This window comes from Candidatus Tisiphia endosymbiont of Parasteatoda lunata, assembly GCF_964030955.1.
Classification (GTDB): domain Bacteria; phylum Pseudomonadota; class Alphaproteobacteria; order Rickettsiales; family Rickettsiaceae; genus Tisiphia.
This window is the reverse complement of record NZ_OZ035003.1, coordinates 1635547-1652194: the sequence shown is the minus strand read 5'-3', so window position 1 is coordinate 1652194 and position 16648 is coordinate 1635547. Positions and strand designations below refer to the sequence as shown.

Sequence of the window (16648 nt, the reverse complement as noted above, 5' to 3'; positions counted from 1 at the left end):
CTTGCCAATTACTACGATCTATCTTTTTGGGCTTATCGCACTCTTCTTCATTACCACCATTCCCGTTATCAGATTCACTTGGCGGTTCTTTTAATGAATCTGAACTATCTTTTTTTTGTTATCTGCCTTAAAACCAATCAGCATTTCCTTAAGCTTATTTATACTGATATTTGATGATGCTAGCTTGTCTATTAGCTCATTACAAAATTTCACAAGTTCTACTATCGTTTGCTGTTCATCTCCCGTTAATGAACTTTCCTTGACATGTTGTATTAGTTCTTCTCGTTCTTCAGCACTTAAGGTCGCTACTTTTGGTTTTTTCATTTGATTAATTATCATTATTATTAATATTTCAAATGTTATAATATAATTGGTACTTTTTCAACTAGTTTTTATTACAAAACTTACGCTATGTTATCTCAAGTATGACTAAAAACCTTGGCTGAAAGCCATTTTTTCATAGTAAAGAATTTTAATAATATCTCAGTACAAAGCCACTTATCATAAAACATAGCGTAAGTTTTGATTAATCGGTGATATTTGCATAGTAGAAACCCAAATTTATACAATAAATTCATACTAGCAAAAAAATTAGATAGTGTTACGCAGTTTTGCTGCAAGTATACAGATCAACAAACGATTTTTTTATCTTTATTCCAGTTACATTTTCTACCGCTTCAAAACTCTGCTGCAATGTATGACCATCATAAGGATTATTATGAAACGATTTTGCTGACAGTACAAAATTTCTACGACCACTGACTACTACCGCAACTTTATTGCCAAACTCATATGGCTTGTTTCGTTTTCCCTTCCCTATACACTCTACCTCAGGGGCATGAAAACTATACAATATTTTATTCTGTTCTTTGTATTGCTTTTTCTCTTCTCTTTTTAAAACAGATTGGCTATGTATTTGTTTTACTTTTTTCAATACTTCTTGATCTCTGATAGATAAGTTTAATTTCTGATTTTTTATCTCACGCTCACATATTCTAACCAAACGACCAAGTAACGTTTTTAAATGCTTCATTATTTTCCAACGCTTCTTGGCTTTGCTATGCTCTTTATACTTCCAGAGCTTTATGGTTTTGTTGCATCTATAAATCATACTACATCAAGATTGTTAAAACTAAGGTTTTGGACATTATGATGCCATTAACATAGCAAAATTCTCAAAAGTAGAAAGATTATCATTAGCTCCAATTATTTGTCTTTTTTGCATCATACGAATATTTTCTATACCGGTAATAGTCATTTCTGCAGAATGAAAACTCTTAAAACCCAGCATTGGCTTTGTACGTTTTGTGATAAACCTATGATCTTGTTCTACAAGATTATTCAGGTATTTGGTCTGAATAACCTTAATTTTATAATCTTTAGGAACTTCTGTATTCAAATCATTAAGAGCAGCCGTATTACTACCGCTTTTATCAATTACTACTTTCTCAGGAAAATTATTCTCTCTAAAGGCTTTACGAAAAAATGCAAGTGCTGCAGGCTTGTCTCTATGCTTACGTAGCAGAAAGTCTACAGTATTACCAAGACTATCTAGTGCTCTATATAAATAAACCCATTTACCGTTTAATTTAATATAAGTCTCATCCATTCTCCAACTACTACCAACTGGCTTCTTTCTTTTTCTAACCACCTGATCTATCAATGGTACAAATTTTATAACCCATCTTTGTAATGTAGAGTGATCAATTTTTGCTCCCCTTATACTCATCATTTCTTCCAAATCTCGATAACTTAAAGAAAATCGGCATTTCATATAGACAAATAACATTATTATTGCTGGTGAAGAACAAAATCCTTTGAAATATGATAATAATCTTGCAGTAATACGAAACATCTTAACATCTTTTTTAGATCATTATATCAATCTTTTTTCTATTGTCCAACATATGCGACAGAAGCAAAATTGATCACTCTACATTACAAAGATGGGTTATAAAATTTGTACCATTGATAGATCAGGTGGTTAGAAAAAGAAAGAAGCCAGTTGGTAGTAGTTGGAGAATGGATGAGACTTATATTAAATTAAACGGTAAATGGGTTTATTGTCCCACTTTGGGAGAAAAACCCCGCACTTGCAGTGCGTCGTTTCAACATAAATTTTAAATATCTTATCAAGAAAAGATAAGAATGAATCATACAGATATTTTTTAACAAAATCTTACACTTCACAGATATATTCTTTTTGTGTTGTGACACTTTCTAAATGAGCCATACACAAATAGTTTCTAACTTTTAAGTTAGTACATACATGAGGCATTCATGCCGTAATATTAAGCTCTGCACTTGCAGTGCAGAGTGGTTAACTTATATAGAGCACTAGATAGTCTTGGTAATACTGTAGACTTTCTGCTACGTAAGCATAGAGACAAGCCTGCAGCACTTGCATTTTTTCGTAAAGCCTTTAGAGAGAATAATTTTCCTGAGAAAGTAGTAATTGATAAAAGCGGTAGTAATACGGCTGCTCTTAATGATTTGAATACAGAAGTTGCTAAAGATTATAAAATTAAGGTTATTCAGACCAAATACCTGAATAATCTTGTAGAACAAGATCATAGGTTTATCAAAAAACGTACAAAGCCAATGCTTGGTTTTAAGAGTTTTCATTCTGCAGAAATGACTATTACCGGTATAGAAAATATTCGTATGATGCAAAAAAGACAAATAATTGGAGCTAATGATAATCTTTCTACTTTTGAGAATTTTGCTATGTTAATGGCATCATAATGTCCAAAACCTTAGTTTTAACAATCTTGATGTAGTATGGAGCCTTTCTAATTAAGTGTGTAAATTTTTCATAGGGCTTAAATTCTACCTTCAAATTTTATCAAAAAGTGAGCCATAGCTGCGTTCCAGTTTGGAATCGGCATAACCCATTTCTTGGTCATATAATCAATTGCCAAATACAAGGTCTTAAAAACGGCATTATCATTTGGAAAAACCCGTTTATTCTTAGTAACCTTACGTAATTGGCTATTGACAGATTCTACACTATTAGTTGTGTATATTACTTTCCTTATCGCCTCAGGGTATCCTAGAAAAACCATTAAATTTTCCCAATGAACATACCAAGATTTAGCAATTTGTGGATACTGTTTACTCCATTTAGCTTCAAAAGATTCTAAAGCAAGATGTGCTTCTTCCTCTGTGCTAGCAGTATATATAGGCTTTAAATCAGCCGCTAATTCTTTTCGGTCTTTATATGATACATATTTTAAACTATTTCTAATCTGATGTACAATACATAATTGATGTTCGGTTTTCGGAAAAACTGCTTCTATTGCCTCAGACATACCGGTTAAATTATCACTGCAAGCAATAAGCATGTCTTGCATACCTCTGTTCTTCATCTCAGTAAAATTACCAAGCCAAAATTTCGCTCCTTCATTTTCACTGATCCACAATCCTAAAATATCCTTCCTTCCAGATAAATCAATACCTAATGCTACATATACAGACTTATTGATAATTCGTTTATCTTGACGTACTTTTACTACTAAACAGTCAAAAAATACTATAGCATATACTCGATCCAATGGTCGGCTTTGCCATATCTTGACATCCTCAATTACATCATCAGTAATTTGACTTATCAAACTTTCGCTAACGTCAGCTCCATACAATTCTTGCATTTGAATCTTAATATCAGATAAGCTCATTCCTTTAGCGTATAATGATATTATTTTATCATCAAATCCTTCAATACGTCTTTGACGCTTCGGAATTAATGCAGGTTCAAATGTACTACTTCTATCCCTTGGAACCTCAATCTCTACAACTCCATTATTTGTTACTAGATTCTTTACATTCCTACCATTACGAACATTATCACTATCAGTATGACAATATTTATCATATCCTAAATGATTATTCATCTCTGACTGCAATGCCTTCTCTACAAGCCGTTTGGTTAATTGTTTTAATAAACCATCCTCTTTAAGTAATGTTGATATATCTGTATCATTATTTATTAATAAATCTATCGCTTGATTCATTGCTTCATTTTGTTTTTGGTGCATTATAATTTCTCCTTTTGTTATATTATATTTTTATATAACCTTTGAAAAATTTACACACTTATTTGTACAGAGCCGTAGTATGATTTATAGATGCAACAAAACCCTTTAAATTAAGTTAGCTCTAAAGCTGCTTCTTCTAGTACATTAATTTGATCTCGTATTTTTGCCGCCTGTTCAAATTCTAAATTACTAGCCTTTTCATACATTTCCTTCTTTAATCTATCGATATGAGCTTTCAATTTCATTGGATTATCTAATAATATATGAGTTTGTTTTTTATTATCTAACTTACTATCCAATTTTTCTAATTCGATTAGTGCATGGATATGGTGATTAATTGTCTGCGGTACTATACTATGTTGCCTATTATATTCCTCCTGAATTTTTCTTCTTCTATATGTCTCACCTACAGCCTTATCAATAGACTTGGTGTTGCGATCTGCGTAGAGTATTACTCTTCCTTGACTATTCCTTGCAGCCCTGCCGATAGTTTGAATTAATGAGACTTCAGAACGCAAAAAACCTTCTTTATCAGCATCAAGTATCGCAACAAGTCCACATTCTGGAATATCTAAACCTTCTCGCAATAAATTAATACCAACAATAATATCTATAGTACCTTGGCGTAAATCTCTTATGATTTCTATACGTTCAAGAGTATGAACATTAGAGTGCAAATATGATACTTTATACCCTAATTCTTGTAGATAATTTGTTAAATCTTCTGACATTTTTTTAGTTAATGTTGTCACTAAAACACGAAATCCTTTATTTATCGTATATTGAATCTCACTTATCAAATCTTCAACTTGGTTAGTCGCTGGTTTTATAATACATTTTGGGTCAAGTAGCCCTGTTGGTCTAATAATTTGCTCAACCGTAACTCCTGCTGTTTCTTCCAATTCGAAAGCCCCCGGTGTAGCCGAAACAAAAACCGTTTGAGGTCTAAAATCTTGCCATTCCTCAAATTTTAATGGTCTATTATCTAAGGCTGATGGAAGACGAAATCCGTGTTCCACTAATACTTCTTTTCTAGCCCTATCACCATTATACATTGCTCTAATTTGCGGAACAGATACATGACTTTCATCGACAAATAGTAAAGCATCTTTAGGCAAATATTCAAATAGGGTTGGCGGGGGTTGCCCATTTGCTTTACCAGTTAGGAATCGAGAGTAATTCTCAATGCCTTTACAGCTACCAGTTTCCATCATCATTTCCATATCATATTGAGTACGTTGATTTAATCTTTGAGCCTCTACTAATTTATCATGTGCTTTAAGAAATTCTAAGCGTCGTTGTAATTCCTCTTCAATTTGCGATATAGCATTTTGTACTACTTCTTTAGGTGTTACAAAGTGGGACTTAGCATAAATCACAGCTTGATCCAATTTAGCTAATTTTTCACCTGTAAGCGGATCAAATTCGCTTATATATTCAAGTTCATTGCCAAAAAATGACAATCGCCAAGCTTTATCGTTATAATGTACTGGAAATATATCAATATTATCACCTTTTACCCTAAACGTACCGCGTTCAAACCCCACATCATTACGCTCATATTGTAAATTTACTAAGTCATTAAGCAATTTATCTCTAGCATAAATTTCCCTAGACTTAAGGCTTATTGTCATCTGATAATAAAGATTTGGTGAACCAAGACCATAAATACAAGAAACTGAGGATACAACAATTACATCCCGACGTTCCAGCAGTGACCTAGTAGCAGAGTGTCTTAATAAATCTATTTGTTCATTTATCGAAGATTCTTTTTCTATATAAGTATCGGTTTTTGCAATATATGCTTCAGGTTGGAAATAATCATAATATGATACAAAATATTCAACGGCATTATTGGGAAAAATTGCCTTCATTTCTGAATAAATTTGTGCAGCTAATGTCTTATTATGTACCATAATAAGCGATGGTCGACCGGTTCTCTCAATAATATTTGCCATAGTAAAGGTCTTACCAGAACCAGTAATACCAAAGAGTATTTGTGAACGCATTCTAGATTCAAGACCTTTAACGATTTCATTAATTGCTTTTGGCTGATCGCCAGCTGGACTATATTTAGATACTATTGAAAACTTATTTATCATTAACTTGTAACTTGCTAAAAGTTTATTATATGTGGATAATAGTTTTATAACCAATTAAATAGGGTAACTCTTATGAAAAGCATTCTTTTTTATACGGTCATCATTTATACATTAACATATTGTCCCTATTGCACTAAGGCCAAAAAGCTACTTGATCAAAAAAATATACCTTATCAAGAAATAATCGTAGACAATTATAGTGACAAGCAAAGATTAGAGTTGCAAGCTAAAGCTAATGGACAACGTACATTACCACAAATATTTATTAATGATAAGCATATTGGTGGATGTGACGCTCTTCATAAACTTGAAGAAGAAGGTAAGTTAGATGAATTAGTAAAATAATATCATATAATTATGACAGCAAAAATTCTAAGAGTTAACCACTCTGCACTGCAAGTGCAGAGCTTAATATTACGGCATGAATGCCTCATGTATGTACTAACTTAAAAGTTAGAAACTATTTGTGTATGGCTCATTTAGAAAGTGTCACAACACAAAAAAATATATCTGTGAAGTGTAAGATTTTGTTAAAAAATATCCTATCTTTTCTTGATAAGATATTTAAAATTTATGTTGAAACGACGCACTGCAAGTGCGGGGTTTTTCTCCCAAAGTGGGACAATAAAAGTATTAAGTCATGGTAACTTGGTTTGAATATACTTGACTTATGGGTGATAATAATTTACTTTAACGCAGGTTACATGGCGGATGTAGCTCAGTTGGTTAGAGCATCAGATTGTGGATCTGAGGGTCGCGGGTTCAAGTCCCGTCATTCGCCCCATATTTGTTAGGTTAAGAATTCTTCTCTCAGATAAAGCCATAGGGTAATTTAAAAGTTACGATCAGTAGTTGCTATTAGCGAAAAATATCTATTGTATTTTCATGTTTGAGAAGCAGCAATAAATTAAGCATTCGTAGCTCAGCTGGATAGAGCGTTGCCCTCCGAAGGCAGAGGTCGTTGGTTCGAATCCAATCGAATGCACCAATTACTTGAGAGTCTAAGGATTTAATGAGCCTTTCTAATTAAGTGTGTAAATTTTTCATAGGGCTTAAATTCTACCTTCAAATTTTATCAAAAAGTGAGCCATAGCTGCGTTCCAGTTTGGAATCGGCATAACCCATTTCTTGGTCATATAATCAATTGCCAAATACAAGGTCTTAAAAACGGCATTATCATTTGGAAAAACCCGTTTATTCTTAGTAACCTTACGTAATTGGCTATTGACAGATTCTGCACTATTAGTTGTGTATATTACTTTCCTTATCGCCTCAGGGTATCCTAGAAAAACCATTAAATTTTCCCAATGAACATACCAAGATTTAGCAATTTGTGGATACTGTTTACTCCATTTAGCTTCAAAAGATTCTAAAGCAAGATGTGCTTCTTCCTCTGTGCTAGCAGTATATATAGGCTTTAAATCAGCCGCTAATTCTTTTCGGTCTTTATATGATACATATTTTAAACTATTTCTAATCTGATGTACAATACATAATTGATGTTCGGTTTTCGGAAAAACTGCTTCTATTGCCTCAGACATACCGGTTAAATTATCACTGCAAGCAATAAGCATGTCTTGCATACCTCTGTTCTTCATCTCAGTAAAATTACCAAGCCAAAATTTCGCTCCTTCATTTTCACTGATCCACAATCCTAAAATATCCTTCCTTCCAGATAAATCAATACCTAATGCGGTTTTGTCGCATCTATAAATCATACTACATCAAGATTGTTAAAACTAAGGTTTTGGACATTATGATGCCATTAACATAGCAAAATTCTCAAAAGTAGAAAGATTATCATTAGCTCCAATTATTTGTCTTTTTTGCATCATACGAATATTTTCTATACCGGTAATAGTCATTTCTGCAGAATGAAAACTCTTAAAACCAAGCATTGGCTTTGTACGTTTTTTGATAAACCTATGATCTTGTTCTACAAGATTATTCAGGTATTTGGTCTGAATAACCTTAATTTTATAATCTTTAGGAACTTCTGTATTCAAATCATTAAGAGCAGCCGTATTACTACCGCTTTTATCAATTACTACTTTCTCAGGAAAATTATTCTCTCTAAAGGCTTTACGAAAAAATGCAAGTGCTGCAGGCTTGTCTCTATGCTTACGTAGCAGAAAGTCTACAGTATTACCAAGACTATCTAGTGCTCTATATAAATAAACCCATTTACCGTTTAATTTAATATAAGTCTCATCCATTCTCCAACTACTACCAACTGGCTTCTTTCTTTTTCTAACCACCTGATCTATCAATGGTACAAATTTTATAACCCATCTTTGTAATGTAGAGTGATCAATTTTTGCTCCCCTTATACTCATCATTTCTTCCAAATCTCGATAACTTAAAGAAAATCGGCATTTCATATAGACAAATAACATTATTATTTCTGGTGAAGAACAAAATCCTTTGAAATATGATAATAATCTTGCAGTAATACGAAACATCTTAACATCTTTTTTAGATCATTATATCAATCTTTTTTCTATTGTCCAACATATGCGACAGAACCGGTGTTTTTTCTATAGTTACTGACATGAAGTTATTTACTAAATATTCTACTATAGATTATAGTAAAAAATAAGGTTAAATGCTAGAAAAATTGCTAATTTTAAGGCTTTTTTCTATATTTAATATAAAAATACTATGTTCATTAAATCCTAGCTGTCTCATTTATGCAGCTGTTTATTGTCCCACTTTGGGAGAAAAACCCCGCACTTGCAGTGCGTCGTTTCAACATAAATTTTAAATATCTTATCAAGAAAAGATAGGATATTTTTTAACAAAATCTTACACTTCACAGATATATTTTTTTGTGTTGTGACACTTTCTAAATGAGCCATACACAAATAGTTTCTAACTTTTAAGTTAGTACATACATGAGGCATTCATGCCGTAATATTAAGCTCTGCACTTGCAGTGCAGAGTGGTTAACTATATTGTGCAAAAATCTGTCAAAAAGCTTGGAAAATCCTCTGTACTTCTAGGAATCGTGGTGATATCTGTGTGAATGATGCTACGTGGTGTAGTGTCAAACACAGAGGTTAAATTAAAAAGACAAAATTTTAATCCTTTAACCTCTGTGACACCTATTTTCACAACCGAAAACGGTAAGAGGTATGCTATGACAATTAATAATGAAAATCAACAACAAGATAACAATAGAATAGAAAATTCTATAGAAAAAAACTGGATTTTACAGCTAGCTCCCACAACTGTCACATTAATACCATCAGATCAAGCTGGTCAAATAGCTCCACAAGGAAATTATGCTGATATTATTAGATATAGAGAAATACAACTAGAATTGCAAGAAACACAAACTCAATAACAACCAGCTGAAGCTGGTGGGTTGATATCTAGACTGGAAGTCGCTATTACTCTAAAGAGATATTACGGTTCTGTCGCATATGTTGGACAATAGAAAAAAGATTGATATAATGATCTAAAAAAGATGTTAAGATGTTTCGTATTACTGCAAGATTATTATCATATTTCAAAGGATTTTGTTCTTCACCAGAAATAATAATGTTATTTGTCTATATGAAATGCCGATTTTCTTTAAGTTATCGAGATTTGGAAGAAATGATGAGTATAAGGGGAGCAAAAATTGATCACTCTACATTACAAAGATGGGTTATAAAATTTCTACCATTGATAGATCAGGTGGTTAGAAAAAGAAAGAAGCCAGTTGGTAGTAGTTGGAGAATGGATGAGACTTATATTAAATTAAACGGTAAATGGGTTTATTTATATAGAGCACTAGATAGTCTTGGTAATACTGTAGACTTTCTGCTACGTAAGCATAGAGACAAGCCTGCAGCACTTGCATTTTTTCGTAAAGCCTTTAGAGAGAATAATTTTCCTGAGAAAGTAGTAATTGATAAAAGCGGTAGTAATACGGCTGCTCTTAATGATTTGAATACAGAAGTTCCTAAAGATTATAAAATTAAGGTTGTTCAGACCAAATACCTGAATAATCTTGTAGAACAAGATCATAGGTTTATCAAAAAACGTACAAAGCCAATGCTTGGTTTTAAGAGTTTTCATTCTGCAGAAATGACTATTACCGGTATAGAAAATATTCGTATGATGCAAAAAAGACAAATAATTGGAGCTAATGATAATCTTTCTACTTTTGAGAATTTTGCTATGTTAATGGCATCATAATGTCCAAAACCTTAGTTTTAACAATCTTGATGTAGTATGATTTATAGATGCGACAAAACCCTTTTAAGTTAGTACATACATTAGGCATTCATGCCGTAATATTAAGCTCTGCACTTGCAGTGCAGAGTGGTTAACTAAAACAATTAACCAAACGGCTTGTAGAGAAGGCATTGCAGTCAGAGATGAATAATCACTTAGGATATGATAAATATTGTCATACTGATAGTGATAATGTTCGTAATGGTAGGAATGTAAAGAATCTAGTAACAAATAATGGAGTTGTAGAGATTGAGGTTCCAAGGGATAGAAGTAGTACATTTGAACCTGCATTAATTCCGAAGCGTCAAAGACGTATTGAAGGATTTGATGATAAAATAATATCGTTATACGCTAAAGGAATGAGCTTATCTGATATTAACAGGAGTTTCGCACTTAGCAAAAAATATGTTAATCTAGCAAGAAAGAGTTTTAGTTAAGCATGGCAAGATCAAAATGTAGCAAAGACTTATATAAATCATTTTTACAAGCAAGTAGCGTAAGATATAGTGGTAAAGCATTATCTGAAGTAAGTCCAATAAACCTATCTCATGATAGTGCAAGTCGATGGTTAAATAGTAAGGATTTCCGCCCTAGCGGGATCTACAGAGAAGTGTCAAAATATATTGATAGGGAAGCTTCTTGTTTATTAGTGGGAGATGACACGTTATTGTCAAAGCAATACAGTAAGAAAATTGAGCTTGTACATTATCAATATTCTGGAGCTGTACATGATGTTATACCTGGTATAGGGATGGTCAACTTACTGCATTACAATGCTAAAACTGATCAATCTACCCCTGTAGATTATAGAATATATGATAAAGAAACTGATGGAAAAACAAAGAATGAGCATTTTTGTGATATGCTTACTTTAGCTAAGGAAAGAGGGATCAATCCTGATGCAGTAGTAATGGATGCGTGGTATAGCGGTTTGGAGAATTTGAAACATATACGTAATTTAGGTTGGACATGGGTTAGTAACCTAAGAAAAAATAGAAAAGTTAATCATAATGTTAGCTTAGAAAGTTTAGAGATTCCTGATGAGGGACTAAAAATTCACCTACGTGGATACGGTTGGGTTACGGTATTTAAGTTTGTGGCAAAAAATGGTCGCATTGATTACATAACAACTAACTTAGAAAATCCAACACGTGAACAAATAGAGAAAATTGTTAAGGCACGGTGGTCTATAGAAGTTTATCATCGAGAATTAAAACAAACTTGTGGTATTGAACGCTGTCAGGCACGCACGGGTCGAGCTCAGAGAAATCATATTTGCCTTGCTGTATTTGCTTGGCTCGATATGAACAAAAGGAGGATAAATGAAAAAATTACTTTATATCAACAAACTTGGGAAGTTATAAAAACATCAATTCAGAACAACATTAGATGCCTTTTAGCTGATTCGCAATTTTGCTAACTGCGAAACTCCTGAGGTAATTTATACTACTAACACTATAGAATCTGTAAATCGTCAAATTAGAAAAATTATCAAAAATAAGGGGGTGTTTCCAGATGATAAGTCAATTCAAAAAATAATATTTTTATCCCTACAAAATGCAGCCAAAAAATGGACCATGCCTATTAAAGATTGGTCTTTAGCTTTAAATCAATTTGAAATACTTTGTGGAGATTTTAAATATGATTTATTGGAAAATAAAAAATGAACTTACACAAATTAAATGATTGACTCAAAAATGAACTTACACAAATTAAATGATTGACTCAAAAAGACAAATAATTGGAGCTAATGATAATCTTTCTACTTTTGAGAATTTTGCTATGTTAATGGCATCATAATGTCCAAAACCTTAGTTTTAACAATCTTGATGTAGTATAATTTATAGATGCGACAAAACCAATCTCAACTACTGCATATGCAGATAAATTTGTAGTCGATCAGTCTACTTAATAATAAATTTCATATTTTGACTCTCAACTTCTTTAGATAATTTTTTATCAGGACAAGTTAAAATCAAAGAATCGCCTTTCTTTTTATTTTTCACTTTCTTCAAAAAGCCATGTTGTATTAATTCCTCAATAGCAGTGGATATTACTGCTTCCGAAGTAGCATATTGTTTTGATAATTGTTTAATATCAATAGATTGCATCATTTTGCAGTAATTATAAATTTAAAAAAAATGTAAAGTAAGTATATTATTGTTAAATAATATCAAAACATTAAATGTTTTTACTTTTTTCGAAAAATATCAACCTTTTTAAGGGGTTTTTTAAAAGCAATTTGACACTTGTCCTAGAAAAATATCTAAAACCAATTATCTTTTTAAAAACACCATTATTTTACTTACACATTATATTCACAATCTCAAACAGTTCGGGAAAAACTAGACCGGAACAAATTGCTTACTGAGTTCAGTATAATACAATATATTGGGAGTGCAAAGATATTTTGCATCGTTGCAGGCTAATTAATAGGTATTTCCTTCATATCAGCTTCTTTTATTTCAATACGAGGTAATATTATCGTCAAGATACCATTTTTTAAATTGGAAGAGATGGTTTTTTTATCGATGTCATCATTTAACCTTATAGTGTAATTAAACCGTCTATCCTTGTGGGTATAATCTTTATCGCTATCCTTTTTGCTAGTGTTAGCTTCGTTATCACTATGAACAACTAGATGATTGCCTTTTAAGTTAATTTTAATCTGACTTTTATCATAACCCGCTACTTCCATAATCACAACATATCGCTTGTCTTCTGTAATAATCTTAGTACTTGTAGCACCTCCTTCATATAGATACATACTGCCATTGAGCAAGTTCTGCCAATAGCGATCAAAAGAAGCAAAATGTCTATCTATTATATTACTAGGACTGTGTATATATAACGTACGATTATCTAACTCTATCTCATCTCTCCGATTAGGATTAGCTAAAGAGCTATTTATCGATAATATGATCGATGCAATAGTCAGACTATATAATTTAACTTTATTTAACATATTATTACCTACATTAGTTGATTAACATAATACTGTTATATTTTACATTATTTGGTAAATATTATAGGGGCTCTAGTTTGACGCAAATAAGCAGCCATTTGTGGATCAGGAGGAGAGCTTATCCTAACACACCTAATCTTATCGCCAGCGTATAACACTTCCGTAATCTTTTGCTATTAGATCATCCTGTAGTTTTGCTGCTTTTTTGACAGAAACCCCTAACATCTTTGACATCTTTTTATATTTTATAACAACTTGTTGCATATTGTATACTCAATTAACCTGAAGAGTTGGCAAAATGATTAAAAGTTATAGTCTGAAATTGGTCAGTTATAAGAGTAAGCAAATTAGGTTTTGTCGCATCTATAAATCATACTACATCAAGATTGTTAAAACTAAGGTTTTGGACATTATGATGCCATTAACATAGCAAAATTCTCAAAAGTAGAAAGATTATCATTAGCTCCAATTATTTGTCTTTTTTGCATCATACGAATATTTTCTATACCGGTAATAGTCATTTCTGCAGAATGAAAACTCTTAAAACCAAGCATTGGCTTTGTACGTTTTTTGATAAACCTATGATCTTGTTCTACAAGATTATTCAGGTATTTGGTCTGAATAACCTTAATTTTATAATCTTTAGGAACTTCTGTATTCAAATCATTAAGAGCAGCCGTATTACTACCGCTTTTATCAATTACTACTTTCTCAGGAAAATTATTCTCTCTAAAGGCTTTACGAAAAAATGCAAGTGCTGCAGGCTTGTCTCTATGCTTACGTAGCAGAAAGTCTACAGTATTACCAAGACTATCTAGTGCTCTATATAAGTTAACCACTCTGCACTGCAAGTGCAGAGCTTAATATTACGGCATGAATGCCTCATGTATGTACTAACTTAAAAGTTAGAAACTATTTGTGTATGGCTCATTTAGAAAGTGTCACAACACAAAAAGAATATATCTGTGAAGTGTAAGATTTTGTTAAAAAATATCTGTATGATTCATTCTTATCTTTTCTTGATAAGATATTTAAAATTTATGTTGAAACGACGCACTGCAAGTGCGGGGTTTTTCTCCCAAAGTGGGACAATAAACCCATTTACCGTTTAATTTAATATAAGTCTCATCCATTCTCCAACTACTACCAACTGGCTTCTTTCTTTTTCTAACCACCTGATCTATCAATGGTACAAATTTTATAACCCATCTTTGTAATGTAGAGTGATCAATTTTTGCTCCCCTTATACTCATCATTTCTTCCAAATCTCGATAACTTAAAGAAAATCGGCATTTCATATAGACAAATAACATTATTATTTCTAGTGAAGAACAAAATCCTTTGAAATATGATAATAATCTTGCAGTAATACGAAACATCTTAACATCTTTTTTAGATCATTATATCAATCTTTTTTCTATTGTCCAACATATGCGACAGAACCATCTTCTTATGCTAGTTTCCGACATCGCTATATCTGTTTCTATATATTCCCACCCACAGAAATATTGCCAATACATGTTTTCTTTTAGTTCTTCCTCTGCTAATGAATCTGAAAAATTATACATTGCTTGTAGCATCGTTACACCAAGCATCACTCTATGACATTTTCTATTTCTACCAAATCTCTTAATAGAAACATTTTTTGATAACCATTCTTCTAGACCAGACCAATTTATTGTCCCACTTTGGGAGAAAAACCCCGCACTTGCAGTGCGTCGTTTCAACATAAATTTTAAATATCTTATCAAGAAAAGATAGGATATTTTTTAACAAAATCTTACACTTTACAGATATATTCTTTTTGTGTTGTGACACTTTCTAAATGAGCCATACACAAATAGTTTCTAACTTTTAAGTTAGTACATACATGAGGCATTCATGCCGTAATATTAAGCTCTGCACTTGCAGTGCAGAGTGGTTAACTAATTCTCTTAATTTATATAGCTTATTATTTGAGTTTAATTCTTCTTTTAATTTATAACCAAAAAGTTTTCCTTGTTTTTGTGATTTGATAATATTTTCTATTGGCATATTGACTGAAATCCATAAGGTTTATTAGCATATTTTAACATTTTCTTATGGATTTCTTTATTATTTTCTGCCATTAAAACCTATTATCTATAAGACTTATAGAGTTTTGCCGGATAGACATTTAATCTAGAGTTGTGTGACTCTCATACAAAAATCTTTTGTTACAGCACTATAGCTCATATTTAGAATTGCTGATGCTTCCCTTTCTTATTGTATCTGTATATTTAATAATTCCTTGATTTCCTTAATAGACATATCTGTCATCTTAGCAATTGACTCCACAGAATTGCCATTCTGTAACAGTATCTTTACCAATTCAGCTTTACCTATTTGGATACCTCTAGTTTCACCTATTTCGATACCTTCAGCTTTACCTTCAGCTTTAGCACTTTCTATTAGGTAATCTTCTGCTGCTTTATTATCCATGATACGTTTAGTTTCTTGCTCGTAAGTTAACAATTCTTCTTCCGTCCAGTTAAACTGGTTTAATTCTTCATAAGCTCTCTCTATTACTTGATCTGATCCTATGATCTTACGTAAGTCCGATTCACTTGTTTCGTCTGCGTGCTTAAAAAAATAACACCACTTCTCTATTATGTTGGTCAGTAAATTTATATCTGTGATTTTAAACTTCGGTAGCTCTATAAAAGTAAAAGAAAAATCCTTTAAATCATGGGCATAGCTATCTTTATCCAAAATAATATGATCAGACTTATAGAATACTTTGTCTTTAAATATAATATTATCGCTAATAGCAATAAATATTACAGCCTTTAAATCTATATATCTAGCTCCTTCTTTCTTACCTTTATTTAACTGCCGTGAATAGGCTTTTGCTGCATAATATTGTGCTCGCTTCTCAAATCCTTCTTGCGGAGATACCTGCATCTCAATAATTAGCTGCACTCCATTTTCATCTTTACATAACACATCTACTATGCTTTGCTTCTTTGAAGCAATCTCTGGTTCTTGAATAGTAGGTAAAAATGTTACTTCTTTGATTCTATCGCTACCTTTAAGCTCTAGCACATCATTAATGAAATGAATAAGAATATCTTTATTCTTCTCCGAGCCAAATATACGGCGAAAGGCAACATCATTTTTAGGATCGAGAAACTTAGTAATAGCCATAAATAGTAATTTATTGAAGAGGTGTTATAGTTTTACATGTTACTCATTATACCATAAAACTCACAAACTACTAAATATTAAATAATCTAGTTTATAGGTAAATTTTTTATTTGATAAATCATAAATTCTAATAATCCTAGTTTTGGTTTTATTAT

The 16648-nt window shown here is 32.0% G+C and carries 24 protein-coding genes, 2 tRNA genes and 3 pseudogenes; 12 read left to right on the top strand and 17 right to left on the bottom strand.

Going from position 1 to position 16648, the window contains the following annotated elements; genetic code table 11:
* Nucleotides 1-90: 90 nt before the first annotated feature.
* The 3 genes from AAHN00_RS10300 to AAHN00_RS10290 form a co-directional block, all read right to left on the bottom strand.
* Nucleotides 91-324 (bottom strand): hypothetical protein, encoded by a 234-nt coding sequence (locus AAHN00_RS10300; RefSeq protein ID WP_250310741.1) that lies wholly within the window; start codon nucleotides 322-324, stop codon nucleotides 91-93.
* 277 nt (nucleotides 325-601) lie between these two features.
* On the bottom strand, nucleotides 602-1111 hold the full coding sequence (locus tag AAHN00_RS10295) for a hypothetical protein (protein WP_342271206.1): 510 nt from the start codon (nucleotides 1109-1111) through the stop codon (nucleotides 602-604).
* Between the two features lie 36 nt (nucleotides 1112-1147).
* Nucleotides 1148-1855: an IS6 family transposase gene (locus tag AAHN00_RS10290; protein WP_342271205.1), complete on the bottom strand. Its 708-nt coding sequence runs from the start codon at nucleotides 1853-1855 to the stop codon at nucleotides 1148-1150.
* 62 nt (nucleotides 1856-1917) lie between these two features.
* On the opposite strand from AAHN00_RS10290, the pseudogene AAHN00_RS10285 reads away from it, so the two are divergent.
* Nucleotides 1918-2064: pseudogene (locus AAHN00_RS10285) on the top strand (IS6 family transposase); the annotation flags it as partial.
* Here AAHN00_RS10285 and AAHN00_RS10280 read toward each other — a convergent pair.
* Complete coding sequence (locus AAHN00_RS10280; RefSeq protein ID WP_342271197.1) at nucleotides 2044-2217, bottom strand: hypothetical protein; 174 nt, start codon at nucleotides 2215-2217, stop codon at nucleotides 2044-2046. The pseudogene AAHN00_RS10285 and the gene AAHN00_RS10280 sit on opposite strands and share 21 nt — an antisense overlap.
* 102 nt (nucleotides 2218-2319) lie before the next feature.
* Between AAHN00_RS10280 and AAHN00_RS10275 the strand changes: the two are divergent.
* A pseudogene (locus AAHN00_RS10275) lies at nucleotides 2320-2745 on the top strand (IS6 family transposase); the annotation flags it as partial.
* Between the two features lie 77 nt (nucleotides 2746-2822).
* Here the strand turns inward: AAHN00_RS10275 and AAHN00_RS10270 are convergent.
* The gene (locus AAHN00_RS10270; RefSeq protein ID WP_342270921.1) at nucleotides 2823-4037 is read right to left on the bottom strand and encodes an IS256 family transposase; all 1215 of its coding nucleotides are present in this window, start codon (nucleotides 4035-4037) and stop codon (nucleotides 2823-2825) included.
* A gap of 110 nt (nucleotides 4038-4147) precedes the next feature.
* Nucleotides 4148-6136, bottom strand: coding sequence for an excinuclease ABC subunit UvrB (gene uvrB, locus AAHN00_RS10265; RefSeq protein WP_342272647.1), 1989 nt, complete (start codon nucleotides 6134-6136; stop codon nucleotides 4148-4150).
* A 75-nt stretch (nucleotides 6137-6211) separates the two neighbouring features.
* Between uvrB and grxC the strand changes: the two genes are divergently transcribed.
* The 4 genes from grxC to AAHN00_RS10245 all read left to right on the top strand — a co-directional run bounded on the left by grxC (nucleotide 6212) and on the right by AAHN00_RS10245 (nucleotide 7127).
* Entirely contained in the window at nucleotides 6212-6484 is a 273-nt protein-coding gene (gene grxC / locus AAHN00_RS10260) for a glutaredoxin 3 (RefSeq protein ID WP_341751446.1), read from the top strand.
* Between the two features lie 125 nt (nucleotides 6485-6609).
* Nucleotides 6610-6786, top strand: a complete 177-nt coding sequence (locus AAHN00_RS10255; RefSeq protein ID WP_342271204.1) for a hypothetical protein — start codon at nucleotides 6610-6612, stop codon at nucleotides 6784-6786.
* A gap of 60 nt (nucleotides 6787-6846) precedes the next feature.
* Nucleotides 6847-6923 (top strand) — tRNA-His (locus tag AAHN00_RS10250).
* 127 nt (nucleotides 6924-7050) lie between these two features.
* A tRNA-Arg gene (locus tag AAHN00_RS10245) sits at nucleotides 7051-7127 on the top strand.
* A gap of 64 nt (nucleotides 7128-7191) precedes the next feature.
* Here AAHN00_RS10245 and AAHN00_RS10240 read toward each other — a convergent pair.
* The 3 genes from AAHN00_RS10240 to AAHN00_RS10230 form a co-directional block, all read right to left on the bottom strand.
* Nucleotides 7192-7857, bottom strand: coding sequence for an IS256 family transposase (locus AAHN00_RS10240; protein ID WP_342271203.1), 666 nt, complete (start codon nucleotides 7855-7857; stop codon nucleotides 7192-7194).
* A 36-nt stretch (nucleotides 7858-7893) separates the two neighbouring features.
* Nucleotides 7894-8601, bottom strand: a complete 708-nt coding sequence (locus AAHN00_RS10235; protein WP_342270905.1) for an IS6 family transposase — start codon at nucleotides 8599-8601, stop codon at nucleotides 7894-7896.
* A gap of 222 nt (nucleotides 8602-8823) precedes the next feature.
* Nucleotides 8824-8997, bottom strand: a complete 174-nt coding sequence (locus AAHN00_RS10230; protein ID WP_342271202.1) for a hypothetical protein — start codon at nucleotides 8995-8997, stop codon at nucleotides 8824-8826.
* Between the two features lie 167 nt (nucleotides 8998-9164).
* Here AAHN00_RS10230 and AAHN00_RS10225 point away from each other — a divergent pair, with 167 nt between their 5' ends.
* From AAHN00_RS10225 to AAHN00_RS10205, 5 genes are all read left to right on the top strand, one after another.
* On the top strand, nucleotides 9165-9485 hold the full coding sequence (locus AAHN00_RS10225) for a hypothetical protein (protein ID WP_342271201.1): 321 nt from the start codon (nucleotides 9165-9167) through the stop codon (nucleotides 9483-9485).
* 131 nt (nucleotides 9486-9616) lie between these two features.
* Nucleotides 9617-10324, top strand: a complete 708-nt coding sequence (locus AAHN00_RS10220; protein WP_342271200.1) for an IS6 family transposase — start codon at nucleotides 9617-9619, stop codon at nucleotides 10322-10324.
* A 182-nt stretch (nucleotides 10325-10506) separates the two neighbouring features.
* Nucleotides 10507-10800, top strand: a complete 294-nt coding sequence (locus AAHN00_RS10215; protein ID WP_342271199.1) for a transposase — start codon at nucleotides 10507-10509, stop codon at nucleotides 10798-10800.
* 2 nt (nucleotides 10801-10802) lie between these two features.
* A complete protein-coding gene (locus AAHN00_RS10210; RefSeq protein ID WP_342271025.1) occupies nucleotides 10803-11783 on the top strand; it encodes a transposase in 981 nt (326 codons plus the stop codon).
* Nucleotides 11764-12030, top strand: coding sequence for a transposase (locus AAHN00_RS10205; protein ID WP_342272646.1), 267 nt, complete (start codon nucleotides 11764-11766; stop codon nucleotides 12028-12030). Before AAHN00_RS10210 ends, AAHN00_RS10205 begins: the two co-directional genes overlap by 20 nt.
* Nucleotides 12031-12267: 237 nt before the next feature.
* Here the strand turns inward: AAHN00_RS10205 and AAHN00_RS10200 are convergent, their stop codons facing one another.
* The 3 genes from AAHN00_RS10200 to AAHN00_RS10190 form a co-directional block, all read right to left on the bottom strand.
* Nucleotides 12268-12477 (bottom strand): hypothetical protein, encoded by a 210-nt coding sequence (locus AAHN00_RS10200; protein ID WP_342271194.1) that lies wholly within the window; start codon nucleotides 12475-12477, stop codon nucleotides 12268-12270.
* Between the two features lie 311 nt (nucleotides 12478-12788).
* Complete coding sequence (locus AAHN00_RS10195; RefSeq protein ID WP_342271198.1) at nucleotides 12789-13328, bottom strand: Hsp20/alpha crystallin family protein; 540 nt, start codon at nucleotides 13326-13328, stop codon at nucleotides 12789-12791.
* Between the two features lie 410 nt (nucleotides 13329-13738).
* A complete protein-coding gene (locus AAHN00_RS10190; RefSeq protein ID WP_410521382.1) occupies nucleotides 13739-14167 on the bottom strand; it encodes an IS6 family transposase in 429 nt (142 codons plus the stop codon).
* Nucleotides 14168-14266: 99 nt separating this feature from the next.
* Between AAHN00_RS10190 and AAHN00_RS10185 the strand changes: the two genes are divergently transcribed.
* Nucleotides 14267-14440 (top strand): hypothetical protein, encoded by a 174-nt coding sequence (locus AAHN00_RS10185; protein ID WP_342271197.1) that lies wholly within the window; start codon nucleotides 14267-14269, stop codon nucleotides 14438-14440.
* Here AAHN00_RS10185 and AAHN00_RS10180 read toward each other — a convergent pair.
* The 5 genes and pseudogenes from AAHN00_RS10180 to AAHN00_RS10160 form a co-directional block, all read right to left on the bottom strand.
* A pseudogene (locus AAHN00_RS10180) lies at nucleotides 14420-14707 on the bottom strand (IS6 family transposase); the annotation flags it as partial. The gene AAHN00_RS10185 and the pseudogene AAHN00_RS10180 overlap by 21 nt on opposite strands.
* A gap of 21 nt (nucleotides 14708-14728) precedes the next feature.
* Nucleotides 14729-14962: a transposase gene (locus AAHN00_RS10175; protein WP_342272645.1), complete on the bottom strand. Its 234-nt coding sequence runs from the start codon at nucleotides 14960-14962 to the stop codon at nucleotides 14729-14731.
* Nucleotides 14958-15146: a hypothetical protein gene (locus AAHN00_RS10170; RefSeq protein WP_342271196.1), complete on the bottom strand. Its 189-nt coding sequence runs from the start codon at nucleotides 15144-15146 to the stop codon at nucleotides 14958-14960. The genes AAHN00_RS10175 and AAHN00_RS10170 overlap by 5 nt, the downstream gene beginning before the upstream one ends.
* 36 nt (nucleotides 15147-15182) lie before the next feature.
* Nucleotides 15183-15362 carry a hypothetical protein gene (locus tag AAHN00_RS10165; RefSeq protein WP_342270896.1) on the bottom strand — a complete coding sequence of 60 codons (180 nt, stop codon included), beginning with the start codon at nucleotides 15360-15362 and terminating at the stop codon, nucleotides 15183-15185.
* 207 nt (nucleotides 15363-15569) lie between these two features.
* Entirely contained in the window at nucleotides 15570-16493 is a 924-nt protein-coding gene (locus tag AAHN00_RS10160; RefSeq protein ID WP_342271195.1) for an Rpn family recombination-promoting nuclease/putative transposase, read from the bottom strand.
* Between the last annotated feature and the right edge of the window lie 155 nt (nucleotides 16494-16648).